Source organism: Paraburkholderia fynbosensis (genome assembly GCF_902859935.1).
GTDB classification, from domain to species: Bacteria; Pseudomonadota; Gammaproteobacteria; order Burkholderiales; family Burkholderiaceae; genus Paraburkholderia; species Paraburkholderia fynbosensis.
In genome coordinates this window covers 241,957-268,430 of record NZ_CADIKI010000008.1, presented here as the reverse complement: position 1 = coordinate 268,430, position 26,474 = coordinate 241,957, and the positions used below count along the sequence as shown (strand labels likewise).

Here is a 26,474-nt window from a genome sequence, read left to right as displayed (position 1 = left end):
GGAGGAGACACGAATGGACGACGATGAAATCGATCCGGTGCTGGCCGCCGTGCTCGCGCAACTGTGGCGGGCGCATCGGGAAACGCCGGGCGGCGCGTGGTCGCTCGCGAAGCTGTCGAAGCAGGCGGGCGTGCCGATGAGCGGCTTGCGGCGCCAGTTGACGGCGCTCGCCGACGGCGGTCTGGTGGACACCACCTTCGACGAGGAGGGCACCGGCACGGCGCGTTTGAGCGAACTGGGCGAGGGTGTGTGCGCGCAATTGTTCGGCGGCGAGGACGAGGCGCCGGATGTCCAGGAGGCGGATGAGCCGCCGCCGAAACTTCACTGATGTGTGCGGTGAAGCGAGGCACGTGAGGCACGTGAGGAACGTGAAGCGGGCGCGGGATGACGGGGCATGGGCGGCCGTCGGGAGCAGAGGGGATTCAGTTAGCCGTCGCGCAGCGCACGCCGACGCACGAACCGGCTCGAGGGCGACGTGAACCGCCGCGATGACGGGCGCCGCGTGCTTGACACGGCCTGGCCGCGCGGCACCGCGAGCGCGGCCGTGACGCTGTCCTGGCTGTCCTTAAAGCTGGCTCATGCCGCCATCGACGATGATTTCCGTGCCGACGATGAACGCCGATTCCGGCGCGGCGAGATGCAGCACGGTCGAGGCGATTTCCTCCGGCTTGCCGAAGCGGCCGACCGGCACCTGGGCGAGGATTTGCGCGGCGGTGGCTTCGAGCGCAGCGGCGTCGAGGCCGAGCTTGCCGTAGAGCGGCGTTTGCACGGGGCCAGGGCTTACGACGTTCACGCGCACGCCTTGCGGCAGCAATTCCGCCGACAGCGTCTTCGCGAGCGAGATCAGCGCCGCCTTGCTCGCCGCGTACACCGACGATGCCGGCATGCCGATATGCGCATTGATCGATCCATTGATCACGATCGACGCGCCCTTGTTCAGGAGCGGCAGCAAGGCCTGGATCTGAAAATACGCGCCTTTGACGTTGGTGTTGAAAGTGGCGTCCCAGAAGCCTTCGTCGACCTCGTGGAAGGGCGCGAACTTCGCGGTGCCCGCGTTCACGAACACGGCGTCGAGCCGGATGCCCGCGGCGTCGATCGCGGCGGCGAGTTCGCGGGCCGAGGCGATCGAGCCGGCGTCGTTGCGCACCGCGAGCGCATTGGCGCCGAGCTGGGTGCGAGCGGTGTCGAGCGCGTCGGCGTCACGGCCGGTGATGACGACACGCGCGCCTTCATCCGCAAAGGCCCGGGCGGCCGCGAAGCCGATGCCGCTGCTGCCGCCGGTGACGAGAACCGAGCTACCTTGGAAGCGAGTCATTTTGTTTCTCCGAAAGAGTGTTGCGGGTTGGTGAGAGGGATATTGCGCCTGACCAGGAGGCGTGCCGTACCATTTTCGTGATGCACTCGTTCGAAGATATCGAATATGTCTGCCCGACGCTGCGCCGGACCCCACAATACGGGTTTCCTTATGGGCGGGATAACGGATAAAAATTTTTCCGCTGAAATTGGCCTTCGAATATGGCCCCGTATGCTGAGGCCTTGCCCGGACAGTCCGGCACCGTGGCAGGCACGGTCAACCATCTTCGGAGAATCTATGAAAACAAAGCTGGCGCGAGCGCTGACCCATTCATTGCGCATCAATGCCGTCCGTTCCGTGCTGCACACCGCATGCAGCGCCTGCGTGGGGGTCACTGCCGCGGCGGTCCTCGCGCTCGGCGCCGGGCCCGCGGTTGCGGCGACCACGCAGCCGGTCGGCATCGCGTTCGTCTATCTCGGCAATCCGGGCGACGCCGGCTGGACCTATGCGCACGAGCAGGGCGTGAAAGAGGTCGAGGCGAAGTTCGGCGACAAGATCAAGGTGACGCGAGTCGAGAACGTGCCGGAGTCGGCGGACTCGGAGCGCGTGTTTCGCGATCTCGCAGCGAAGGGCAACAAGATCGTGGTGGGGTCGAGCTTCGGTTTCCAGGATTTCGAGCTGAAAGTCGCGAAGGACTTTCCGGACACCGTGTTCGAACACGCGACGGGTTTCAAGAAAGCGGGCAACTTTGCGACCTATGACGTGCGCACTTACCAGAGCGCGTATCTGGCGGGTCTCGTCGCGGGCTATACGACCAGGTCGAACACGTTGGGCTTTGTCGGCTCGGTGCCGGTGCCGGAAGTGGTTCGCAACATCAACGCGTTCACGATGGGCGCGCGCTCGGTCAACCCGAACGCGCGCGTGAAGGTGGTGTGGATCAATAGCTGGTTCGATCCGGGCCGCGAAAAGCAGGCCGCCGAAACGCTGATCGGCCAGGGCGCCGACGTGCTGATCCAGAACACCGATTCGACCGCGACGATGCAGACCGCCGAGCAGAAGAAGGTACATGCGTTCGGCTGGGATTCCGACATGAAGAAGTTCGGGCCGAATGCGCAACTCGGCGCGTGCGTAAGCAACTGGGGCGTGTATTACACGCATCTGGTCGAGCAGGTGATGTCGAATACGTGGACCAACGCGCCGGTGTGGTGGGGGCTGAAAGAGAACGCGATCGATCTCGCGGACATCAACACCAGCGCTGTGTCGCCGGTTGCGCAAAAGGCGCTGAGCCAGAAGCGCGACGACATCATCTCGGGCAAATTCAATCCGTTTGCCGGGCCGATCGTGGACCAGTCCGGCGCGGTGAAGGTCGCCGCCGGCAAGTCCTTGAGCGACGCGGAACTGCTGCGCCTGAACTGGTTCGTGCAGGGCGTGGACGGTACGTTGCCGAAATAAGCGATTAGTTCGGCTGACTAACTATTGTCGAGGGAGAGCGTCGTTGAGTCTGAGCGTTTCGAATGAGGCCGCCGCGCAAGCGGCGAACACGCCGCCACAAGGATTGACACCGACGCACGAGCAGATCGTGCGGCATCTGCGGCATTCGAGCCGGATCGCCGAGCGCGCGACGCTGCTGGGCCATCATCCGTTCGGCGCGGTGCTGGTCGGGCCGGACCAGGAAACCGTGCTGATGGAGCAGGGAAACGTCGATACGGTGAACCACGCCGAATCGGTGCTGGCACGCGTGGCGGCGTTGAACTTCACGCCGGAGTATCTGTGGAGCTGCACGCTGTACACGTCGGTCGAGCCTTGCTGCATGTGCGCCGGCACGATGTACTGGGCCAACATCGGGCGGGTCGTGTTCGGCATGACCGAGAAGCGTCTGCTGGAGGCCACCGGCGATCACGCGGAGAACCCGACGATGAGCGTCGATTGCCGCTATGTGTTCGATCATTGCCAGAAGCGGGTGGAGGTGATCGGGCCGGTCGCCGAGGTCGAAGCCGAGGTGATGGAGGTGCAGCGGCGGTTCTGGAGCGGACGGTAGCTAAGGTTTTTCTGTTTGCGGCTGCCGGGAGTGTTTGTCGGCACGAGCCGTGGAGGAAGACTTCACGGAGCACCACGGGCATACGCATGCATGCGCGTGCCCGTGGTGCTCGTTGACTTGCGGGTTTGTCGTCTGTTTATGAAGCACGCCGCGCTACTGCGAGGCGCTCGCCTGCATTTGCGATGAGCCCACCATCGCGACCCCGCAGAACCAGTCGCTGCCGTGCACCGTGTATTTCCACGGATTGCCGGTCTCTCTGATCACGGTGGAACACTGCTCGTTCACCACTGGGCCGGGGTTCGCCGCCGTGCATTGAAGCAGCGTTCTCGCCGCTGCCTGAGCCGTCGTCATCGACGGTTTGCGCTGAACACGGGCTGCATCCGGCGCACCCGGCCCCGTTGCAACAGCCACCGCGCTCGACGGCGCAAACGGCGTCCCGATTCGCATGCTGTCGATCAGCCGCTGCAACTCCTCGATACGCGTCGCGTACCACGTCCCCAGACACGCCGCGTCGCGACAATTCGCTTCGCGCCATGCCCACTTACTGTCGCTGTCGTCGAGAAACGCGCGACGGTCGACGACTCGCCGGCGCGCTTTCCAGTACAGTTGCCCCAGCGTGTCGTCGAGCTTCGAGAGCGCGGGATCGTTGCAGATCATGCGTTCGGTGAGCGAGTGTCCCCTGCGACAGTCGAAGCTGGTGGCATGAGCGGGCAGATGCGCGAGCATCAGACTGGCGATCAGAAGCGGACGAAAACTTTCATGGCGTTCCTGGCGTTGCGTGGATTTCTCATGCAACGGATGATCGGCCAGGCGACCCGAACCCAGATGCCCGAAAAACGCATGACTTCGGGCAGGTCGTTACCAGATCTTGCTTCGCATGCGTGACGCAGAGCGGACGGATGTGTCGCGCGGCACGTCGGCCGAACGCGTTCAGGCGTGCGTTGTGCAAATGCGCGATTGGCAGACGCATAGCGCCGCGATGTGAACTGCGTTGCGTCGGGGAATCTCGGGCGCTCATAAGCACACACGTTGGCCGGCAAGTCGAAAGCGGCCTTTGAACGGGAGAAGGAATGAAACAGCACCTGGTTCGATGTCTTTATGTAGCAGCCGGCCTGTTGGCGCTGCCCGTCGTGGCCGACGCGCAGTCGCAAGCCTTCACGGCGAGCAGCGTCAACGTGCGCGCGGGCCCTGCTGGCGATTACCCGATCGTCGCGCAGTTGCCGCCCGGCGTACCGGTGACGGTGATGGGCTGTATCGCCAATTACCAATGGTGCGATGTCGCGGCGCCGAATCTGCGCGGCTGGGTGTTTGCGTCGCTGCTCAGTTCGCCATACCAGGGTGGCAACGTGCCGCTGATGAACTATGGCACCGTGCTCGGCCTGCCGATCCTCGGTTTTTCGATCGGCGATTACTGGGGCAACTATTATCGCGGCCGGCCCTGGTACAACCAGCAGTCGCGCTGGGCGCATCATGCGCCGCCGCCGCGACCCGGGGCGGGACGCCCGCCGGGACATGCGGGCGGCCGGCCACCGGGCGGTCAGCAACCGGGGCATGCGGGCGGTCGGCCACCGGGTGGTCAGCAACCGGGGAATGCAGGCGGTCGGCCACCGGGCGGTCAACAACCGGGGAATGCAGGCGGTCGGCCACCGGGCGCTCAGCAGCCAGGGCATGCGGGCGGTCGGCCACCGGACGGTCAGCAACTGGGGCATGCGGGCGGTCGGCCACCGGGTGGTCAGCAACCGGGGAACCCAGGTAGCCGGCCGCCGGGTGGTCAGCAAGGCGGCACAGGTGGTCGCCCCTCAGGTGGCGAATCGCACGGCGGCGGCACTCATCCCCATGGCGGCCCCTCACAGGGCGGCGGAGGCCGTCCGTCCGGCGGCGGGAACGGGTGAGGAGGCTGAAGCGCCGAAGCCCGCCGCCCAGGCCTCGATACGTCGGCGCGGCCTGGGCGGCCTCCCCGCCCAAAGTCCACACCGGCTACGACGACCTTGACGCCAACAAAATCAGCGGCATACGCGTATGCACTTCATCAGCCTGGAATCGCGCAACCGCGTGCCTCTGCGCCGTCCCTATCTGTCGCTGCCTTCAACTCATCCCCCGTGCGCCCCGCCATGCATGAAGAATATTCCGCACCGGCTTCGCGTAAACCCCGGTGTGCCGCGTACACTAGATTGCCGATGTTGGGTTGGGGGGCGCATAAATGACTAGCGAAGCGACATCAGGTGGCACGATGGGAGCAGCGCCAGAGGGCACCCACTACCGGCCGGATCTGGCCGAAGAGGTGTTGGCGTCGGAGCGTAGCGTGTTGCGGCTGATCACCCGCAACACGCCGTTGCCGGAATTACTCGATGAAGTATGCCGCCGCGCGGAAGCGCTGCTTGGCGAAGGTGCGTCCTGTTCGATCCTTCTGCTCGACCCCGACGGCGTGCACGCCAGAGTCGGCGGCGCGCCGTCGTTGCCGCCGCAGTTCAGCGCGCAGATCGACGGCGTCGCGATCGGTCCGCGCGCCGGGTCCTGCGGTACCGCGATGTACGAGCGGGGTCTCGTCATCGTCGAAGACATCGAAACCGATCCGCTGTGGGCGGACTATCGGCACCTCGCGCTGCCGCACGGCTTGCGCGCCTGCTGGTCCGTGCCGTTCGAGAACGACGCCGGCACGGTGCTCGGCGCGTTCGCGGTGTATTACCCCTTCTCGCGGCGGCCGAGCGCCGAAGAGGAGGCGATTCTGCGCGACATCGGCAGCAGCGTCGGCCTCGCGGTGCATCAGGACGTGATGGCGCAGCGCCTTGCGCATAGCGAAGAGCATCACCGGCTAGTGGTCGATCATCTGAGCGAAGGCATCGTCGTGCAATCGCGCGCGGGTGTGGTGCTGGCCTGCAATCCGAGCGCGCAGCGCATGCTGCGGACGAACTCGCAGATCATCGGCCGCAGCATCCGGAGCGTGATGACGCGCAGCTATCACGAGGACGGCACGCTCGTCAGCGAGCCCGACCGTCCGACCGCGCAGGTACTGGCGACCGGCAAGCCGATCCTCGGCGTCACGATCGGCGTGGAGCTCGTCGGCGGCGACGTCGTGTGGATTACCGAGAACGTCGTGCCGATCATCCGGCCGGGCGACAGCGAACCCAGCTCGGTGCTGATCTCGTTCACCGACATCGGCCCCGTGCGCGAAGCCCAACAGCAGCTCAAGTTCCTCGCGACTCGCGACTCGCTCACCGGTCTGTACAACCGCGCCTATCTCACCGAACGGATGCGTGACCTGTTCGAGCCGGGCGTGGCGGCCGGCGGCGAACTGGCGAGCGTGGCCGTGTTATTCGTCGATCTGGACGGCTTCAAGAAGGTCAACGACACCGCCGGTCACGAGGCCGGCGACGCGTTGCTGTGCAGCGTCGCGGAGCGGCTCTCGGCCTGCGTTGAACGTCGCGACACGCTCGCGCGCGTGGGCGGCGACGAGTTCGTGATCGTGATCAGCGCGTATGAGAACAGCGGGCATCTGATCGGGCTCGCGCGCCGCATCCTCGACATGATCGCGGTGCCGTTCGCGGTGGCGGGCAACGAGTACTACCTGGGGGCGTCGATCGGCATCAGCCTGTTTCCCGAGGACGGCCAGGACGTCGCCACGCTGATGCGCAACGCCGACTCGGCGATGTATCACGCGAAGCAGCGCGGCCGCAACAACTTCCAGTTCTTCACCGCCGAGCTGAACCGGCATCTGCAACGGCGCTTCACGATCGAGCAGTCATTGCGGCGCGCACTCGCCGCCGACGAGCTGAGCCTCGTGTACCAGCCGATCGTCGATAGCCAGGATGGCCGCACGATCGGCGCGGAAGCGCTGCTGCGCTGGTACAACACCGAACTCGGCAACGTGTCGCCGGGCGAATTCATTCCGGTCGCCGAAGACGCGGGGTTGATCGTCGAGATCGGCGGCTGGGTGCTGGCGCGGGCCTGCGCGCAGGTCGCGCAGTGGCGGCGCACGCTGGCGCCGGATCTGATCGTCGCGGTGAATCTGTCGCCGCGGCAATTCAACGACGGGCTGCTCGAGCGCATCGCGGGCTGTCTGGAGGAGTCCGGGCTCGAACCCGCGGCGCTCGAACTCGAGATCACCGAACGGCTGCTGATGAGCGACAGCGAAACGGTGCTGCCGATCCTGAGCGCGCTGAGCGCGATGGGCGTGCGGATGTCGGTCGACGACTTCGGCACCGGCTATTCCTCGCTGTCATATTTGAAGCGCTTCCCGCTGCACAACCTGAAGATCGACCGCTCGTTCGTCGCGGGCTTGCCCGATCATCGCGATTCGATCGCGATCACGCAGGCGGTGGTGGCGATGGCGCATTCGCTCGGCATGAACGTGACCGCGGAAGGCGTGGAGACCGTCGAGCAGGCGGCCTTTCTGCGCGCGATCGATTGCGACAAGCAGCAGGGGTATCTGTACAGCCGTCCGGTCGGCGCGAGTGCGTACGCGCGCCGCCTGTGCGACGCGCAGTTGAGTCTCGCCGGGGAGTCTTGAGCGGGCGGTGAGGCGCTCGCTCGGGTGAGGGCCGCTGTTCTTCAGTGCACAGAGACACGAATTGGCATATGCATATGCCAATTCCGGTGCAGCCGAAACGCCCGGCCCCGCGCGCTCAGGTGCACACGCATACTTTCGCACGCTGGACGCTGGACGCTGGACGCTGGACGCTGGACGCAGGCGGCAGCGCCGCCAGCGGTTTCAGGACGCGCCGCCGCAGCTCGATTGTTTAGATTGCCAAACAAGTGCCTTCGCGTTCCCGGTATTTATCCGCGCGTGCGTACTCCCTAAAATTCTCCCATTGGAACGTAAATCGAGCTCGGCGTCGAAGCGGCGCCGGGCGATGGGAGTCGTCATGCCGGCCTTGATCAGGAATCAGCTTTATCGGCCATCGGTGGTCCTGCCGATGGTTGCCCTCATGCAGGTGATGGTGTCGCAGGACTTCAATCTCGGTCAGGTGGGCTGGGTGGTCGCGGCGCGTGGCGCGCAGGCCGCACTGCAACGCTCCCGCGAATTGATCTGCGCGGTGCATTGCCACGCCTGAGCCGCAGCGGGAGAAAAGTTTCGGTGATTCACGGCAATCACGCAGCCACCGCGAGCTAACGCCGCGGCAATCGGCAACACCGCAGCGCGACGCGAGGTACTGAGGGTAAGATGCTACGAACCTGCACCCAGCCTCGGGAGAGTCGCCATGCCACAGCACTTCGACGCAGTCGTGATCGGTACGGGACAGGGCGGCTCGCCGCTCGCGGTACGGCTTGCTCAAAGCGGCCGTCAAACCGCGGTGATCGAACGAGCGGCCTTTGGCGGGACCTGTGTGAACGTCGGCTGCACGCCGACCAAATCGTATGTGGCCAGTGCCCGTGCGGCGCATGTCGCGCGCCATGCGGCTGAACTTGGCGTGCAGGTGAGCGGCGCGGTCAATGTCGATCTCGCCGCGGTCAAGGCACGTAAAGACGGCATCATCGGCCAGTCGCGCGACGGCGTCGAGAAATGGCTGCGCGGCACGGACAACGTCACCGTATTGAACGGCCACGCGCGCTTCACCGGCGCGCATACGCTCTCGATCAGCGGGCCGGGCGGCCTGGTGCTGAACGAAATCAGCGCCGACGAGATATTCATCAACACCGGCACGCGCGCCGTCGTGCCCCCGCTCGAAGGTCTGGAGCGGATTCGCTACTACACCAACTCCACCCTGCTTGAGCTGACCGAATTGCCGAGCCATCTGGTGATCGTCGGCAGCAGTTATATCGCGCTCGAATTCGCGCAGATCTTTCGACGCTTCGGCAGCCAGGTGACCGTGCTCGTGCGCGGCGAGCGCGTGTTGAGCCGCGAGGATGCCGACTTCGCCGAGTCGGTGCGCCAGGTGCTCGCGCGCGAGGGCGTCGAGTTCCGCTTTGGCGTGCAGCCGTCGCGGGTCGAGCCGCATCCGCATCGCGCGAATGAAGTATGCATCGGCTTCGAGCAGAACATTCCCGCACTGGAGGCGTCGCACGTGCTGTTCGCCACTGGCCGCGAGCCGAATACCGACGATCTCGGTCTCGCCGACGCAGGCATCGCGGTGGACAAACACGGCACGATTCCCGTCGACGGCCAGTTGCGCACCAACGTACCGGGCGTGTGGGCGATCGGCGACGTCAACGGACGCGGCGCGTTCACGCATACGTCCTATGACGATTTCCAGATCGTGGCGGCCAATCTGCTCGATGGCGGCGCGCGCAGCGTCGATACGCGGATCATGGCCTATGCGGTGTTCGTCGATCCGCCGCTCGCGCGCGTCGGGCTGTCGGAGGGCGAGGTGCGCAAGAGCGGCCGCGACGCACTGATCGCCACCATGCCGATGTCACGCGTGGGCCGTGCGCGTGAACGTGGCGAGACCGACGGCTTCATGAAGGTGATGGCCGACGCGCAGAGCAAGCAGATACTCGGCGCGGCGATTCACGGCGTCGAAGGCGACGAGGCGATTCACACGTTCATCGACATCATGACGGCGGGGGCGCCGTATCCGACCTTGCAGTATGCGATGCACATCCATCCGACGATCAGCGAGTTGGTGCCGACCCTGCTCGACGGGCTCAAGCCGATGGCATGACGGGCCGGGCACGAACGATGAAACGCGCGCTGCTCACGGGCAATCTGTTCGATGTCGGAACGCTGGTCGGCGCCGATGCGAACTCCGAAGAGCAGGTCGACGCGCTCGTCGAGCAGGCGGGCGTGTCGATCGAGCGGATCGTGTCGACGGGGCAGGCGAGCCCGCCCGGCTTCTGGTACGACAGCCCGCGCGCCGAATGGGTCGTGCTGCTGAGCGGCGCGGCGACGCTGGAATTCGAAGGCAGCGCCGAGCCGCATCCGATGAAGCGCGGCGATCACGTGCTGATCGAAGCACATCGCCGGCACCGGGTCGCATGGACGAGCGACACGGAGCCGAGCGTGTGGCTCGCCGTGTATTGCCCCGATGTAACGGATGGTGCGTCGAGTTGAGCGGGCGCGGGTCGCCTGGGCACGGACTCGCGCCACAGCATCGCGCCGTTTCCCTTGGGCTGTCGGCGCAGCAGGCAGCACACGCGCGCACGCACCGCAGGCGTTCACACTCGTCGGGCGCGCGCATCGACAAAGCATCACGGCATCGCGGATAATCGGCGGCGGCGCGGGTCGTCTGCGGGATGCGGGCGAGCGGTGCGTCCAACCACAATCTTCATCAGGGAAATCCACCGATGGGCAAGGGACGAGTCGAGGCCTTCAGCGATGGCGTGATCGCCATCATCATCACGATCATGGTGCTCGAACTGAAGGTGCCGGAGGGTTTCGATCTCGCCTCGCTGCGGCCGGTGGTCCCGGTGTTCTGCGCGTACGTGCTGAGCTTCATCTACGTCGGCATCTACTGGAACAATCATCACCACATGTTCCATGCCGTGCAGAAGGTCAACGGCACAGTGTTGTGGGCCAATCTTCATCTGCTGTTCTGGCTGTCGCTGCTGCCGGCCGTCACGCATTGGCTCGGTGAAAACCATCTGGCCGCCTGGCCGACCGCGATGTACGGCGTCGTGCTGTTCATGTCGGCGATCGCGTATTTCATTCTGACGCGCGTGCTGATCCGCGAACACGGCAAGGACTCGACCATCTCCAAGGCGGTCGGCAGCGACTTCAAGGGCAAGGTGTCGGTCGTGCTTTACCTGCTCGGCATCGGGCTCGCGTTCGTCCTGCCGTGGGGATCGGCTGCACTCTACACGCTCGTTGCGGCATGGTGGCTGATCCCGGATCAACGCATCGAACATGTGCTGGGGGCGTAATTGCTGCTGACACTCAAGCTCCTGCTGGTGCCGGCTTTTCTCGCCGCGCTGACGGTGGCGGGGCGCGTTTGGGGGCCGTCGGTGGCGGGGTGGCTCGCGGGGCTGCCGGTCGTCGCCGGGCCGATCGTGCTGCTGCTCGCGTTGGAGCGCGGGCCATCGTTCGCGGCGCAGGCGTCGGCGGCGTCGATTGCGGCGATTGCCGCATCGGAAGCGTTCAATCTTGCTTATGCGTGGACCTGCCGGCGCTTTGCGTGGCCGCTCGCGCTGACCGCCGGCATGGCGGGATGGCTGGGCGTCGCCCTACTGCTGGTGCAGTTGCCCGGCTCGCTCGTGGGGGCGCTTGCGGTGGGCTGCGTCGCGGTGGTGGTGTCGCAAAGCGGCTTGCCGCGCGTGACGGGCCCGGTGCCGGCGGCGCGCCTCGGGCTCGCCGATCTCGTCGTGCGCATGCTCGCCGGCGCGCTGCTCACGGTCGCGGTGACGAGCTTGTCCGCGTCGATGGGGGCGAAGTGGAGCGGGGTGCTGTCGGTGTTTCCGCTGCTCGCCATCGTGCTCGCGGTGGCCGCGCAACGTGCGCACGGCGCGGACTTCGTCGCCTTGCTGACGCGCGGCATGGTGATCGGACGCGGCTCGTTCGCGGCGTTCTTCGCGGTGACCGCCATCCTGCTGCCGCGATACGGTGTGTGGTGGAGCTTCGCCTGCGCGGCGCTGGCCTCCATTGCCGTGCAGGGCGCGACGCGGCGCATGCTCGGCGCGCGGCGGCCTGCGCAAGCTGCAGCGGTCTCGCGCGAGCTCGCCGGTCAGCAGACGGAGTGAGGCCGTTTGGCCGATACTTGACGGCATGACTTCGCGCAGCTCACATTCCCCGGCCACTCGCATCGGGCTCATCTCCGACACGCATAACCTCATGCGTCCCGAAGCGCTGCGCCATCTCGCGGGCTGCGACGCCATCATTCATGCGGGCGATATCTGCAATCAGGCGGTGCTCGATGCGCTCAGGCAGATCGCGCCGGTCACGGCGGTGCGCGGCAACAACGACACCGGCGATTGGGCTGCTTCGCTACCCACGCATGCGACGCTGAGCGTGCAGCAGGTGACGATCCGCGTCGTCCACGATATTGCCGATCTGGGCGCCGATCCGCGCCGCGAAGGCGTCGGCGTGGTGGTGAGCGGCCATTCGCACAAGCCGTCGATCAGCGAGCGCGACGGCGTGCTGTTCGTCAATCCCGGCAGCGCGGGACCGCGGCGTTTCAAGCTGCCGATTTGCGCGGGCATCTTGACTATTGAGGGCGCGCACGCGAGTGCGTCGTTCGATTCGCTGCTGACATAAAAAAACGGGCCGGCAAAAATTCGCTGGCCCGTTTCCGAGAGACTCGCACTCAAGGTGGCGCGTTCAAGGCGACACGCTCAACGCAGTGCTCCTGCGCACCCACACTCACGCACGCGCCGTCGCGGCCGCCGCGTAACGTTCGTCCATCTCCTCGGCTTCACGCTCGCCGCGCAGCACCGCATGCGCTTCGGCACGCGTGGCCACGCACGGGCCCGAACCGAGCAGCGGCTTGCGCGCGGTTTCCCGCAGCGCGAGCACCGACACGATGCCGATCAGCGACGCACCCATCAGGTAGTACGCGGGCATCATCAGATTACCGGTATGGTCGACCAGCCAGGCCGTCACGAGCGGCGTCGTACCGCCGAACAGCGACACCGAAATATTGAAGCCGATCGCGAGCGCACCGTAGCGGATCTTCGTCGGGAACAGCGCCGGCAGCGCCGACGGCATCACACCGGTAAAGCACGACAGCAGCACGCCGAGAATCATCAGCCCGCCGAACACCGGCAGCACCGTGCCCATGCGGATCAGCAGCAGCGCGGGCACCGACAGCGCGAACAGCCCCACGCAACCGAACAGCATCACCGGCTTGCGGCCGATCGTGTCGGACAGACGGCCGGCGGCGAGCGTCATCGGCATCATCAGGATCATCACGAGCAGCACGAGGAACAGGCCGTGCGTTTCGTTGAAGTGCAGCGTGGCCGACAGATAGCTCGGCAGATACGACAGCGCCATGTAGTCGGTGACGTTGAAGATCAGCACGAGGCCGACGCACAGCAGCAGCGGCTGCCATTGCTGCGCGAGCAGTTGCCGCAACGATTGCTTCGGCAGCGCCTTGTCTTCGGCTTCGCGTTCTTCGGCCTGCTTCTTGAACGCGGGCGTTTCTTCGAGCTTCATCCGGATGTACAGACCGACCAGGCCCAGCGGGCCGGCGATCAGGAACGGCACACGCCAACCCCACGACAGCAGCGCGTCGTTCGACAGCGTCGCGCTCAGCACGGCCACCGTGCCCGCGCCGAGCACGTAGCCGATCAGCGTGCCGAACTCGAGGAAACTGCCCATGAAGCCGCGGCGCTTGTCGGTCGAGAATTCGGCGATGAAGGTCGCGGCGCCGCCGTACTCGCCGCCGGTCGAGAAGCCTTGCACCAGACGCGCGACCAACAGCAGCACCGGCGCGAAAATGCCGATCGTCGCGTAGCTCGGGATCAGGCCGATCGCGAAGGTGCCGAGCGCCATCATGATCATGGTCATCGCCAGCACGCGCTGACGGCCGATGCGGTCGCCCAGCGGGCCGAACACCATGCCGCCGACCGGCCGCACGAGGAACGCGGCGGCGAACGTGCCGAACGTGGCGATCAGCTGCGCAGCCGGACTTGCTGACGGGAAGAACACTTTGCCGAGCGTGACAGCGATGTAGCTGTACACGCCGAAATCGAACCATTCCATTGCGTTGCCGAGCGCCATCGCGCCGACGGCTCGCTTGAGGAGGGATTTGTCGACGACGGTGATGTCGTCGAGAGAGAGGCGTTGTTCTTCTTTGTGATGTCGCCAGAAGCCGTTGCTGGAAGCCGTCAAGGTAAAAACTCCAATGACTGCGACGAAACTCATGATGCGCATGAACGTTCCGCCACGGTTGCTGGGAAGTGTCGTTTCGCGAGCAAGGCGATGACTGCTGCGCCGCCGTGACCGGCAACGCAGTAGAGGGCGCAAAAGAAAAACAGAACGCCCGTGCCTCGCGAGACATGTCGCGAAAAAACACTCGTCTAGATTGTGCTGACTGTTGCGCCTGCGTGGCCGTGGAAGGGGGGCAGGTGCATGAGGACGCCGGGTGGCTGGAAGCTGGCCCGCGCGCCGCTGGAACGCTTGAAACGAAAAAGGCCGGTTGCTTTATTCGCCGCTCATGGAAAGAGCCGAGACGGAGAAACGACCGACGAGCCTTCTTGTATAAAAACTGTTCGACCCAGTATGGAACGCGCAGCGCGCCACAATGAAAACGAAACGTTAATGAAGGTGAATTGCAGTTGGAACGATGCACATGATAGCACGATGCCGGACGATCGCGCAAACCTGCTGGCCGAAGGGTGCTTGGCGGGGGCGCTCGATCCCTTGGCGGGCGGGCGATTGCAGCGGATGCGGGTGTTTCGTGAGCACACCCTGAAAACGGCAGGAAATGAACCGTTTGGATCATTTTCCGGTTGGCGTCCACGCGAAAAATGGGCGGCCGGAAGTGTCACGGCGGCAGGCGACCACGGCGCGAATCCTGCCCCAAAGAAGTGGCAGCACGCTGCAATGAAGCCGTGAAGTTCGCGAAGCGTCGCCAAAGGCAGCAAGCGGAGCCCCGCAAGCCGCCACAAAGGGCGAAAAAAATCCGCGCTCGCGGCGCGGATTTTTTCATCAATGCATGCGGCCGACGCCGCTACCACAGCGTCTTAAGCCGACGGCGGCACGTAACCCTGCGCGGTATCCGCGCCTTCGCCGAAGAAGAACTTTTCTGTCTGCTTCATCAGATATTGGCGTGCGCGCGGATCGGCCATGTTCAGGCGGTTTTCGTTGATCAGCATGGTCTGCTGCTTCAACCACGCTTGCCAGGCTTCCTTCGAAATGCTTTCGTAGATCCGCTTGCCGAGTTCGCCGGGCAGCGGCGGGAAATCGAGGCCTTCGGCTTCCTTGCCGAGCTTGGCGCATTGAACCATACGAGTCATGCTGTGCTTCTCCTGTAATCGATATATGGGGCTGGGGCGCCGCTCAGAGCTGCTTCATCAGCACGAGCGACTTGCGCTGCCAGTTATAGAGTCTGCGGCGGTCTTCAGGCAGGTCGTCGACCGTCACCTTGACGAAGCCGCGTTTGAGGAACCAGTGTTCGGTGCGCGTGGTGAGCACGAAAATGCGCGTGAGGCCGCGGGCCCGCGCGCGCTGCTCGATGCGCTTGAGTAGACGCTCGCCGTCGCCGGTGCCTTGCGCTTCGGGCGCGACCGTCAGGCACGCCATTTCGCCGATGCGCTCCTGCGGATACGGATACAGTGCCGCGCAGCCGAACAGCACGCCATCGTGCTCGATCACCGAGAAATGGTCGATGTCGCGCTCGATCTGGTGACGGCCGCGCCGCACCAGCGTGCCGTCCGATTCGAGCGGCTCGATCAGCGAGAGAATGCCGCCGACGTCGTCCGGCGTGGCTTCGCGCAGGCTTTCGAGGTTCTCGTACGAGATCATCGTGCCGACACCGTCGTGCAGGAACAGTTCGAGCAGCAGGCTGCCGTCGAGCGCGTAGGGGATGATGTGCGCCCGCGCGACGCCGCCACGGCATGCGCGGATCGAATGCTTGAGGTAGAAGCCCGCGTCGCCGGTGACTTCGCCGCTTTCGTGCAGCTTGTACGCGTCGTCGAGCGACAGTTCGCGGACCAGTTCGGGACCGTCTTCACCGGCTTCCATCAGGCCCGGCGTTTCGGTCAGGAACACGATCTTGTCGGCGCGCAGCGCGATGGCCGCGGCCGAGGCCACGTCTTCCATCGCGAGGTTGAACGCCTCGCCGGTGGGCGAGAAGCCGAGCGGCGAGAGCAGCACCAGCTTGCGGCTCGCGAGCGAATGGCGGATCGAATCCGCGTCGATCTTGCGCACCACGCCGGTGTGCGCGAAGTCGACGCCGTCCAGAATGCCGACCGGGCGCGCCGTCACGAAGTTGCCCGACACCACGCTGATGTGCGCGTGCGCCATCGGCGTGTTCGGCAAGCCCTGGCTGATCGCCGCCTCGATGTCCAGACGCACTTCGCCGGCCGCTTCTTTCGCGGACTCCAAAGCGCGCGCGTCGGTGATGCGCATGCCGTGCGAGAACTCCGACTCCACGCCATGCAGGCTCATCTGCTCCTCGACCTGCGGCCGCGAGCCATGCACCAGCACGATCTGGATGCCCATGGCCTGCAGCAGCGCGATGTCGGACACCAGCGCATTCAGGAGCCCCTGATGCACCACCTCGCCGCCGAAACCGACGACAAACGTCTTGTTTCGGAACGCATGGATGTACGGGGCGACTGAACGCATCCAGTCGACGAATTGCGCATGCTGTGCGAGGTCTTCCGTTGTTCCGGCGGGGGCCGGAACGCTCGCGGGCGCGGGGACGAGGTCGGTTTGGGAATTCATGCCGGGGATTATAATGCGCCCCCATGTCGAATGTACCCAAAAGTCCCGCTGCGGCGAACGAGAATCCGGCGCCGGCCGCCGATCCGATGAACTCCGGCGACGCGCAGCGCCGTCCAGCGCAGGACACCGAGCCCAACACGCCGCACGCGGCGCGCGAATCGCGTCGTGCCGCGCAGGACGCGCAGCCGTCGGCGCAGAAAAAAAATCCGCTGCGTGAGAGTGGCCCAGGTGGCCAGGGTGGCGCGCGTGCGCAGGATGATGGCCGCAGTGGTACGTCGCAAGCCGCGCGGGCTGGCGAAGGCCGGAGTCCGGGCCATGGTCGAGCACACCGGCAGGAACACGCGGACCGCGCGGAGAATGCGCCGCAAGGCGAACGGCCCGGGCGTAGTGACGGGCAGCATGGGCAGCCGCCACGCGCCGCGGGAGCGAACGAGGCGCGGCGCGGCGGCGAACAGCGCTCGCCATCGGCACATGCGCCGGGTTCGGATCAACCGCGGCGCCGCGACGAGCAGCGCGGACAGCCCTCTCATGCGGCAGATCCAGATCAGCAGCCGCACGGCGACAGCCGCGCGACCCAGCAGCGCCGCGGGCCGCCACAAGGCGGTGCGCCGCGTCGCGAATCCGGTGCGCTCGCGCAAAAGTCACCGCAAGCGGGTGGTAGCGACCGCAACGCTGCCAGCCGTGAGCCACGCGCAGCGAACGAACCACGGGAATCACGCCCGCCGCGCGCGCGGCGCGTCGTCGAGCCGAATCCGATTCCGCCGATCACCTTCCCCGAAGCGCTGCCGGTCTCCGGCCGCCGCGACGAGATTGCCAAGGCGATTGCGGAGAACCAGGTGGTGATCGTGTCGGGGGAAACCGGCTCCGGCAAAACCACCCAGTTGCCGAAAATCTGCCTCGCGCTGGGGCGTGGTCTCGGAGCGGGCGGCTCGGGGCTGATCGGCCACACGCAGCCGCGCCGGATCGCCGCGTCGGCAACCGGGCGCCGTATTGCCGAAGAACTCGGCACGCCGTTCGGGGAAGTGGTCGGCTACAAGGTCCGCTTTACCGACAACCTGTCGCCGGGCGCGTCGGTCAAGCTGATGACCGACGGCATTCTGCTCGCCGAAACGCAGACTGATCCGCTGCTCAAGGCTTACGACACGCTCATCGTCGACGAAGCGCACGAGCGCAGCCTGAACATCGATTTTCTGCTCGGCTATCTGAAGGAAATTCTTGCCAGACGCCCTGATCTGAAGTTGATCGTGACTTCGGCGACCATCGACGCCGATCGCTTCGCGCGCCACTTCGGCAGTGAAGAGAAGCCCGCGCCGGTGATCGAGGTGAGCGGGCGGCTCTATCCGGTCGAGGTGCGTTACCGGCCGGTCGTCGAGGACAGTCCGGCGGTGAAGGCCGCTCAGGGCACGTCGTCGGGCTCATCGTCCGCGCGCGGCGACAGGCCGAAGACGCAGCGCGAAACCGACCGCGATCTGATGGACGCGATCGTCGACGCCGTCGACGAACTGTGCCGCGAAGGCCCCGGCGACGTGCTGGTATTCCTGCCCGGCGAGCGCGAGATCCGCGACGCCGCCGAGGCGCTGCGCAAGCATCACCCTCCGCATACGGAAATTCTGCCGCTGTTTGCACGGCTGTCCGCGGCCGAGCAGGAGCGCGTGTTCCGCACTTCGAACGCGCGCCGCATCGTGCTGGCGACCAACGTCGCGGAAACCTCGCTGACGGTGCCGGGTATCCGCTACGTGGTCGACACGGGGCTCGCCCGCGTGAAGCGCTACTCGTATCGCAACAAGGTCGAGCAGTTGCAGGTCGAGTCGATTGCGCAGTCCGCAGCTAACCAGCGGGCGGGGCGCTGCGGCCGGGTCGCCGATGGTGTGTGCATTCGCCTCTACGAAGAAAGCGATTTCCAGAGCCGTGTGCGCTTCACCGATCCGGAGATTCTGCGCTCGTCGCTGGCGTCGGTGATTCTGCGGATGAAGTCGCTGCATCTGACGGCAATCGAGACCTTCCCGTTTATCGAGCCGCCGCCGGGCCGCGCAATCGCCGACGGCTATCAGCTGCTCAACGAACTCGGCGCCGTCGACGACGACAATCAGCTCACGCCGCTCGGTCGCGAACTCGCGCGACTGCCGCTCGATCCGCGCGTCGGCCGGATGATTCTGGCCGCGCGCGATCAGCAGGCGCTGAAGGAAGTGCTGATCATCGCGAGCGCGTTGTCAGTGCAGGACCCGCGCGACCGGCCGATCGAAGCGCAGGAGCAGGCCGACCAGGCGCATCGCCGTTTCGCCGACGAGCGCTCGGAGTTTTTGCAGTGGCTGAAAATCTGGAACTGGTTCGAAGAAGCGATCGCACACAAGAAGTCGAACAAGCAGTTGCACGAGGAATGCCGCAAGAACTTCCTCTCGCAACTGCGGCTGCGTGAATGGCGCGACGTGCACTCGCAACTGTTGACAGTGGTGCGCGAACACGGCTGGCGTCTGAACGAGGCGGAAGCAACCTTCGAGCAGATCCATCTCGCGCTGTTGACGGGGCTGCTCGGCAATATCGGCCTGAAAGCCGACGACGAGCCGTATTACCTCGGTGCGCGCGGCATCAAGTTTTATTTGTGGCCGGGCTCGGCACTGGTGAAGAAAGCAGGCAAGTGGGCGATGGCCGCCGAACTCGTCGAGACGAGCCGTCTGTACGCACGCTGTATCGCGAAAATCGAGCCGGAGTGGGTCGAGAAGATCGGCGCGCATCTGCTGAAGAAGTCGCTCTCCGAGCCGCATTGGGAGAAGCGCGCGGCGCAGGTGTCGGCGTTCGAGCGCGCGATGCTGTATGGTCTGCCGATCTATCACCGGCGGCGCGTGAGCTTCGGCAAACAGGACCCGGCGCGCGCGCGTGAGTTGTTCATTCGCGGCGCGCTGGTCGAGGGCGAGTTCGATACGAAGCTCGCATTCTTCGCGCACAACCGCAAGCTGCTCGCCGATATCGAACAGTTGGAACACAAGTCGCGGCGCCAGGATGTGCTGGTCGACGACGAACTGATTTTTGCGTTCTACGATCAGGCGTTGCCGGACGGCATTTACACGGGCGCGTCATTCGAGCGCTGGTATCGCGACGAAGTGAAAAAGAGCGGCCAGCCGGAAGACAAACTGCGCCTGCTGTATCTGTCGCGCGACGATCTGATGCGGCACGAGGCCGCCGGCGTGACGACCGATCTGTTCCCGAAGCGGATGACGATGTCGGGCGTCGAGATGGCGCTTACCTATCACTTCGAGCCGGGTACGCCCCGCGACGGCGTGACGCTCGCTGTGCCGCTGTACGCGCTGAATCAGGTCGACGCGCGGCGCTGCGAGTGGCTCGTGCCCGGCATGTTGAAAGAGAAGACGCAACTGCTGCTGAAATCGTTGCCGCAGAAGTTGCGGCGGCATTGCGTGCCGCTGCCGGAATTCGCGGCGGGTTTCGTCGACCGGCATAGTGGGCCGCGTTTCGGTGCGGGTACGTTGCTGGAGTCGCTGATCGCCGATATTCGCGAGCAGACCCAGGTTGCGATGAAGCAGGCGGACTTCAAGCTCGAAACCTTGCCGCCGCATCTGTTCATGAACTTCAAGGTTGTGGATGAGCACGGGCGGCAGCTTGCGATGGGCCGCAATCTGTCGCAACTGCGCGCCGAACTCGGCGGGCAGGCGCAGCAGCATTTCCAGAAGATCGCGTCGAGCGCGGCAGGTGCGGCGTTGGCGGATGCAGGGGGCGGTGGTGTGGCGACGCCTTTACAAGGAGCCGGGGCGGCTCGCGCGGCGCAGCGCGGCAAGAGCGCGGCGGGTCCGCAAACCACGTCGCAAGATGGCGCGGCCGGCACGGCGCTGTATGAAAAACTGACCACCTGGAATTTCGGCAAGCTCCCCGAATTGCTCGAGATTCGCCGGGGCGGCCAGACACTGTTCGGCTACCCGGCGCTGGTGGATCGCGGCACCCACTGCGATGTCGAAGTGTTCGATTCGCCGGATGAAGCCGCGCGGATTCATCGCGCGGGATTGCGCCGGCTTTTCGCGTTGCAGTTGAAGGAGCCGATCAAGTATCTGGAGAAGAATCTGCCGGGCCTGCGTGAAATGGCGATGCAGTTCATGCCGCGTGGCACGCAGGAAGAACTGCGCGATCAACTGATCGACACCGCGCTCGATCGCGCCTGTCTTCAGAACCCGCTGCCGGACGACGAGGTCAGTTTCCACACGCGACGCGACGAGGGTCGTAGCCGCCTGACGCTGCTGGCCCAGGAAATCGCGCGGCTGGTCGGACAGATTCTCGGCGAATACGCGAGTGTGACGAAGAAGCTGGTGCAGGCGAAGTCGTTCGCGGCCGCGCATGCCGACATGCAGAACCAGCTGGATGGACTGATAGGCAAGCGCTTCGTGGTCGATACGCCGTACACCCAGTTGGCGCACTTTCCGCGCTATCTGAAAGGGATGGCGTTGCGCATCGACAAGCTGAAGGCGGACCCGCCGCGCGACGCCCGGCAGTTCGCCGAGTTTGCCCCGCTGTTGCAGAACTATCAGCGCGCGGTGGCGCAGCGGGGTGGTGTGCTGGACCCGCGGTTATCGGAGTTTCGCTGGTTGTTGGAAGAGTTGCGGATATCGCTTTTCGCTCAGGAGTTGCGTACCCCCATGCCGGTTTCGGTGAAGCGCTTGTATAAGGTCTGGGAATCGATGCAGCGGTGAAGCGGGCGTGTTGGGCGGTGGTTGCTGAGTAGGCGTGGGGGCGGGGCGCTGCATATGCGTCCGTTGCGTGCCGCTGATGCGCACAACACTCCTGTCGGCTTCGGCTTCGGCTTCGGCTTCGGCTTCGGCTTCGGCTTCGGCTTCGGCTTCGGCTTCGGCTTCGGCTTCGGCTTCGGCTTCGGCTTCGGCTTCGGCTTCGGCTTTCATCGTCGAGGCGAACGCTGTTGTGCTTGTGTGAGGCCGTGGCCTCAACTCGCTCAGGCAATGCGTGAGGTCATGCCTTGTGAGAATGACGTCCCGTCACAAACGGCGCGGGCCTTTTAGACCCGCTCTCGCCATGGCCACGCAACCATGCTGAAACCATCACAGCGGCTGGTCCTTGAAGCGGACCGGCTCCACGAGCTCGGCCTACCAGTGCACGCCTGCACCGATCGACGCGCCGAACTCGCCGCGCGAGTCCGTGCTCGCTTGCAGCTTATAGGCCCACGTTCCCTTTTCCGATAACTGCGACATGCCGATGGCCAACGCCGACTGGCCGCCGTACGTGCCGCCGGCCATCGCGAACATGCCACGACCCGGGATTACCGCCTGAGGTAAGCCTGCTATCGCCAACGCGGCCGCCGTGCCGCCGTAGCCGTCACGACGGGCCGAGCGGATCTGATCATCGGTGTAGCGGTTCGCCTGGCTGAGTGCGCCGCCTGCGGTCTGCTGTAACTGATTGACGTTGACCGCGTCGGTGCCTTGCACCCCGGCTGCGACATTGATGATCTGGCGTTCCTGACCCGCCGTGCCCACCGACACCGCGTTCGCACGGTCCGCGACCGAGCCGTGACCCAACGCGACCGAATTGTCCGCGCTCGCATTCGCTGCCGCGCCAAGCGCGGCTGCGTTATTGCCGCTGGCATTGGCACTCGCACCGATGGCGGTCGAACTTGCGCCTGTGGCCCGCGCGTTCGCGCCCGCCGCGATCGAATGCACGCCCGACGTCACTGCGCCTTCGGTATCTCGACTACCTTGCGCGCTGATGAACGGGTTCGCCGCGTTGACCACGGCGTTGTTGACCGCCCCGTTCACGACCGCGTTCAACTGCCCGAGGTTGACCGCGTCGGATACGTCCACGCCGTCGGCGACGTTGTGGATGACAGTGCCGCCGCCCGATGCGTCGTTGCCCAGTGTGACGCTGTTGCGGTTGTAGCTTCCGTCGGCGTTCCTGTCGTACATGAGCGCGCCGTCGAGCTTTGTGGCTGTCGCCTCGCCCTGATCGCTGACTGTTTTCAATTGAGCGACATTGACAGCGTCGGTGTCAGCGGTGCCGGCGGCGACGTTGTGGATGACGGTGCCACCGCTTGCCGCGTCGCCCGCGAGAGTGATGCTGTTGCGGTTGAGGCTGCCGTCGACGTTCTGGTCATACATGAGCGCGCCGTCGAGTTTCGCGGTGTTGGCGTTGCTCTGATCGCTAACCGTGTTCAACTGGGCGACGTTGACCGCGTCCGTGTCGGCGGTGCCGGGGGCGACATTGTGAATGACGGTGCCGCCGCTTGCCGCGCCGGCGCCGAGTGTCACGCTCTCCAGGTTGACGCTGCCGTCGGCGTTCCGGTCGTACATCAGTGCGCCGTCGAGTTTCGCGGCATTGGCATCGCCCTGTTCGCTGACCGTGTTCAACTGGGCGACGTTGACCGCATCAGTGTTGGCGACACCCGCCGCAACGTTGTGAATCACAGTGCCGCCGGTTGCCGCGCTGCCACCGAGCGTCACGCTGTCCCGGTCGAGGCTGCCGTCGGCATTCTGGTCGTACATCACTGCGCCGTCGAGTTTCGCGGCATTGGCCTTGCCCTGATCGCTGACCGTGTTCAATTGGGCAACGTTGACCGCATCCGTGTCAACAGTGCCAGCGGCGACATTGTGAATGATGGTGCCGTTGCCCGCTGAATCGCCACCGAGCGTGACGCTGTCCCGGCTGACGCTGCCGTCGGCATTCCGGTCGTACATCAGCGCGCCGTCGAGTTTCGTTGCGGTTGCCTCGCCTAGGTCGCTGACCGCTTTCAACTGAGTGACATTAACGGCATCGGTATCGGCGGTACCGGCAGCGACGTTCGTAATCTGGCGCTCCTGTCCAGTTGATCCCATCGACACCGTGTTTGCACGCTCGGCCACCGAATCGCGGCCAATCGCGACGGCGTTGTCCGCGGTGGCAGATGCGCCGTAGCCGAGCGCGACACCTCCGTCGCCGACGACGGCCGAGTGCGCACCAATGACAGTCGCGTTCGAGGCACCAGCAACGGCCGACGCGCCAATCGCCGTAGCTTCTGCCTCGCCGGCAACCGCGCCTGCCCCGACCGACGTGGCGTGCGCCGCGTCTGCCACGGCACTCGCGCCGAACGCCACCGAGCCCGTCCCGCCGGCGCGCGCCCTGGCGCCGACCGCTGCCGCATCGGCGCCGGGGCTGCTTGCGCCAGGCCCCGCCGCGAGCGCATTGGCGCCCGTCGCGACGGCGTCATCGGAGCCGTCGACGCCGCCTTCGGCTTTGAAGTAACGCTGCGTACCGCTTCGCGCAATCGCATCGACCTTGCCGTCGATCGCGCTCAACTGACTGACGTTGACCGCGTCGCTCGGCAGCGCGCCCGCCGCGACGTTCGTCAGGCGACGTTCGTTGCCCGTCGAGCCAAGCGAGACTTCGCCCGCCGGATCGGGGGCCGCGATCAAGCTGGCGCCGAGGCCGACCGGAGCATAAGCGGGGCGTGTCAGGTCGGAACTGGTGGCGGAGTTCGCACCCAACGCGACGCTATTCGCGGCGCTGGCAGTGGCGTGGTTGCCAAGCGCGACCCCGTCGACGCCGCTGACGGTCGCGCGGTTGCCGAGCGCCACGCTGCCGTCAGCTGCCGCCGATGCCAAACTGCCGCCGGCGAAGGCTGCGCTGCCCTGCGTTTGCGCGCCGTAGCCCACTGCGGTGGAGGCGGAGCCGGAAGCTGTCGACAGTGCGCCGAATGCGGATGCGGCCGCGTCTGTTGCGATGGCCCCCGAGCCAGAAGAGATGGAATCGAGGCCCATTGCGACCGCATTCAAGCCAATCGCGGTGGCCCGGTCGTTCAGCGCGCTGGCGTTCAGGCCCGCTGCCGTCGCGCCGGCGCCGAGCGCTCTCGTATCCGCCCCCACCGAAGTGGCACCGCTGCCTTGTGCATTGGCGTTCAGGCCGACTGCATTGGCGCCGTCTCCTTGCGCATTGGCATTCGAACCGGCGGCCATCGCCGCGTTGCCCTGCGCGCGGGCTTGCGCGCCTAGCGCAATCGAGCTGGGGTCCGGCGCGCTCGCCTGCTTGCCTACCGCAATGGCTAAGTCGCCCGAGGCATCGGCTGCCGAACCTGACTCTATCGCATCCGTGCCGGCAGCGACCGCCGACGCTCCGCTCGCCAAAGCCGCCGCGCTGAGTACAGCGTGCACGATCGCTTTCTTTCGCGCCGCCGCGCGATTTTTTCCGAAGTTTGCGGGCCCGCAGACAGCCGGCGCCGCGGGCGCCGCTGTGCACCAGGTCATTAAAATACTTCTATTCATCGTGTGACAACCTCCACGTTATTGTGCGAAGTGGACGGCGGCGCGTGACTGACGATGATTGATGAGGGTTGATCGCCCTGATCAATCGCTAAAAATACGAGGAAAATAGCGGCTCGTTTTGCGCTCGTGCTTTTATGCCTGTTCACGCCCGAAACTCCGCGCCACGCTGATAGCCAAGGTAATGCGCGTCGCGGCGAGGAGCGTTGAATTATCCGTTCCGTAGCCGAGATTGGGGTATCAGCAAACTCTTAAATGGACGAAGCGAATAATCGGTGTAAATCAGGCGGGATTATTTTTATCTACCGATGGATAAAACAAGGAGCGGTCTGATTCTTTCTCATAGCTGATTATCCGGCTTTGCGACTTTTTGAATATCTGGCCGAATTGGATAGGTCGCGAAACATCTCAAGCCGGGTATTTACTATCCCTGCGTTCGAAAACCGCTTCCCGATGCGCTGCGCCCGTTTGTCCCGAACGCCGCCGCGCTTCCTCACGCCCTTTATTTCCAGCACGCCGCGCATCGACCTACGTCAACCGCTGACGCCGGCAAACGTTCTACAATGACCGTTGTTCTCCGAAGTGAGTTTTCATGCGTAAATTTTTTCTTCCCGGCTTGACTGCCACGTTCGCCGCAAGCGCGGCGCTGGTCGCCGCCGCAGGCTTTTTTTCTCCCGCGGCGCACGCCAACAACGTGATCGTGCTCAATTCCGGCGAAGCCACGCTGAGCCTGATCGACGAGACCACCCGCCAGGTCATCGGCACGGTGCCGACGGGCAAGGAGCCGCATCACCTGATGGTCACGCCGGACAATTCATCGCTGATCGTTGCCAACTCGGTGTCGAACAATCTGATGTTCGTCGATCCGAAGTCGGGTCAGGTGCAGCGCTGGGTCGAGAACATCGAAGATCCGTACCAGATCGGTTTTTCGCCTGACCGCAAGTGGCTCGTCACCACCGGTCTGCGCCTGGACCGGCTCGACATCTATCACTACGACCAGAAGAACCAGATGACGCTGGCCTCGCGCCTGCCGCTCGCGGTCATGCCGAGCCACATGGCGTTCACGAAGGACAGCAAGACGGTATTCGTCACGCTGCAGGTGTCGGGCGAGCTGGCCGCGATCGACTTGCCTACGCAAACCGTGAAGTGGAAGATGAAGGTGGGCAAGGTGCCGGCGGGCCTGTGGATGACGCCGGGCGAGAAGTATTTGCTGGTCGGCATGACCGGCGCGGATTACGTCGCGGTGGTCGACTGGCGCAACCAGAAGGTCGTCAAGACCATCCCGACGGGCAAGGGCGCGCACAATTTCCGTTCGCTGGACGACGGCAAGCACGTCGCGGTGTCGAACCGCGTGGCGAGCACGATCAGCATCATCGACGAGGACACGCTCACCAACGTCGGCGACATCACCGGCCTGATGCCGGGACCGGACGACATGGAACTCTCCGCCGACAAACGCTATCTATGGGTGACGTTCCGCTTCGCGAAGCATGTCGGCATCATCGACCTGAGCACGCGCAAGCTGATCCAGACGATCGCGGTGGGCCGTTCGCCGCACGGCATCTATTTCTTCAATCGCGCGCCGGTGACGGCGCCGAACGGCGCTTAGAGCCATAGCCATGCCGCACGCAACGCGAGTCACGACGG

At 65.1% G+C, this 26,474-nt stretch carries 21 protein-coding genes; 15 read left to right on the top strand and 6 right to left on the bottom strand.

Going from position 1 to position 26,474, the window contains the following annotated elements; translation table 11 throughout:
• The first annotated feature begins 13 nt into the window (after window positions 1-13).
• Entirely contained in the window at window positions 14-328 is a 315-nt protein-coding gene (locus HV770_RS15935; protein WP_175161014.1) for a helix-turn-helix transcriptional regulator, read from the top strand.
• 237 nt (window positions 329-565) lie between these two features.
• Here the strand turns inward: HV770_RS15935 and HV770_RS15930 are convergent, their stop codons facing one another.
• Entirely contained in the window at window positions 566-1,315 is a 750-nt protein-coding gene (locus HV770_RS15930; RefSeq protein ID WP_175161012.1) for an SDR family oxidoreductase, read from the bottom strand.
• A gap of 276 nt (window positions 1,316-1,591) precedes the next feature.
• Between HV770_RS15930 and HV770_RS15925 the strand changes: the two genes are divergently transcribed.
• Together HV770_RS15925 and HV770_RS15920 are read left to right on the top strand one after the other, a co-directional pair.
• Window positions 1,592-2,746, top strand: a complete 1,155-nt coding sequence (locus HV770_RS15925) for a BMP family ABC transporter substrate-binding protein (protein WP_175161010.1) — start codon at window positions 1,592-1,594, stop codon at window positions 2,744-2,746.
• A gap of 43 nt (window positions 2,747-2,789) precedes the next feature.
• Window positions 2,790-3,332, top strand: coding sequence for a nucleoside deaminase (locus tag HV770_RS15920; protein WP_175161008.1), 543 nt, complete (start codon window positions 2,790-2,792; stop codon window positions 3,330-3,332).
• Between the two features lie 153 nt (window positions 3,333-3,485).
• On the opposite strand, the gene HV770_RS15915 is transcribed toward HV770_RS15920, so the two are convergent.
• Window positions 3,486-4,058 (bottom strand): lysozyme inhibitor LprI family protein, encoded by a 573-nt coding sequence (locus HV770_RS15915; protein WP_175161126.1) that lies wholly within the window; start codon window positions 4,056-4,058, stop codon window positions 3,486-3,488.
• A gap of 344 nt (window positions 4,059-4,402) precedes the next feature.
• Between HV770_RS15915 and HV770_RS15910 the strand changes: the two genes are divergently transcribed.
• From HV770_RS15910 to HV770_RS15875, 8 genes are all read left to right on the top strand, one after another.
• Window positions 4,403-5,224, top strand: a complete 822-nt coding sequence (locus tag HV770_RS15910; protein ID WP_175161006.1) for an SH3 domain-containing protein — start codon at window positions 4,403-4,405, stop codon at window positions 5,222-5,224.
• Window positions 5,225-5,532: 308 nt separating this feature from the next.
• Entirely contained in the window at window positions 5,533-7,839 is a 2,307-nt protein-coding gene (locus HV770_RS15905) for a putative bifunctional diguanylate cyclase/phosphodiesterase (RefSeq protein ID WP_175161004.1), read from the top strand.
• Between the two features lie 355 nt (window positions 7,840-8,194).
• Window positions 8,195-8,383 (top strand): hypothetical protein, encoded by a 189-nt coding sequence (locus HV770_RS15900; RefSeq protein WP_115105230.1) that lies wholly within the window; start codon window positions 8,195-8,197, stop codon window positions 8,381-8,383.
• 147 nt (window positions 8,384-8,530) lie between these two features.
• Window positions 8,531-9,931 (top strand): FAD-containing oxidoreductase, encoded by a 1,401-nt coding sequence (locus HV770_RS15895; RefSeq protein ID WP_175161003.1) that lies wholly within the window; start codon window positions 8,531-8,533, stop codon window positions 9,929-9,931.
• Window positions 9,932-9,948: 17 nt separating this feature from the next.
• A complete protein-coding gene (locus tag HV770_RS15890; RefSeq protein WP_175161001.1) occupies window positions 9,949-10,320 on the top strand; it encodes a cupin domain-containing protein in 372 nt (123 codons plus the stop codon).
• Window positions 10,321-10,553: 233 nt separating this feature from the next.
• On the top strand, window positions 10,554-11,129 hold the full coding sequence (locus HV770_RS15885; protein ID WP_175160999.1) for a TMEM175 family protein: 576 nt from the start codon (window positions 10,554-10,556) through the stop codon (window positions 11,127-11,129).
• Window positions 11,130-11,132: 3 nt separating this feature from the next.
• A complete protein-coding gene (locus tag HV770_RS15880) occupies window positions 11,133-11,942 on the top strand; it encodes a hypothetical protein (protein WP_175161124.1) in 810 nt (269 codons plus the stop codon).
• A gap of 25 nt (window positions 11,943-11,967) precedes the next feature.
• Window positions 11,968-12,456, top strand: coding sequence for a metallophosphoesterase family protein (locus tag HV770_RS15875; protein WP_175160997.1), 489 nt, complete (start codon window positions 11,968-11,970; stop codon window positions 12,454-12,456).
• 105 nt (window positions 12,457-12,561) lie between these two features.
• Here HV770_RS15875 and proP read toward each other — a convergent pair whose 3' ends face one another.
• Entirely contained in the window at window positions 12,562-14,064 is a 1,503-nt protein-coding gene (gene proP / locus HV770_RS15870; protein ID WP_238812373.1) for a glycine betaine/L-proline transporter ProP, read from the bottom strand.
• 207 nt (window positions 14,065-14,271) lie between these two features.
• Here proP and HV770_RS15865 point away from each other — a divergent pair, with 207 nt between their 5' ends.
• A complete protein-coding gene (locus HV770_RS15865; RefSeq protein ID WP_175160995.1) occupies window positions 14,272-14,757 on the top strand; it encodes a hypothetical protein in 486 nt (161 codons plus the stop codon).
• A gap of 128 nt (window positions 14,758-14,885) precedes the next feature.
• Here HV770_RS15865 and HV770_RS15860 read toward each other — a convergent pair whose 3' ends face one another.
• Complete coding sequence (locus HV770_RS15860) at window positions 14,886-15,158, bottom strand: oxidative damage protection protein (protein ID WP_007181244.1); 273 nt, start codon at window positions 15,156-15,158, stop codon at window positions 14,886-14,888.
• A 43-nt stretch (window positions 15,159-15,201) separates the two neighbouring features.
• Complete coding sequence (argA, locus tag HV770_RS15855) at window positions 15,202-16,590, bottom strand: amino-acid N-acetyltransferase (RefSeq protein ID WP_121317250.1); 1,389 nt, start codon at window positions 16,588-16,590, stop codon at window positions 15,202-15,204.
• 23 nt (window positions 16,591-16,613) lie between these two features.
• Here argA and hrpA point away from each other — a divergent pair, with 23 nt between their 5' ends.
• Entirely contained in the window at window positions 16,614-21,281 is a 4,668-nt protein-coding gene (gene hrpA, locus HV770_RS15850; RefSeq protein ID WP_175160993.1) for an ATP-dependent RNA helicase HrpA, read from the top strand.
• 54 nt (window positions 21,282-21,335) lie between these two features.
• A complete protein-coding gene (locus HV770_RS15845) occupies window positions 21,336-21,605 on the top strand; it encodes a hypothetical protein (RefSeq protein ID WP_175160991.1) in 270 nt (89 codons plus the stop codon).
• 84 nt (window positions 21,606-21,689) lie between these two features.
• On the opposite strand, the gene HV770_RS15840 is transcribed toward HV770_RS15845, so the two are convergent.
• Window positions 21,690-24,830: a YadA-like family protein gene (locus tag HV770_RS15840; protein ID WP_425497430.1), complete on the bottom strand. Its 3,141-nt coding sequence runs from the start codon at window positions 24,828-24,830 to the stop codon at window positions 21,690-21,692.
• 589 nt (window positions 24,831-25,419) lie between these two features.
• Here HV770_RS15840 and HV770_RS15835 point away from each other — a divergent pair.
• Window positions 25,420-26,436, top strand: coding sequence for a YVTN family beta-propeller repeat protein (locus tag HV770_RS15835; protein WP_175160987.1), 1,017 nt, complete (start codon window positions 25,420-25,422; stop codon window positions 26,434-26,436).
• Window positions 26,437-26,474: the final 38 nt, after the last annotated feature.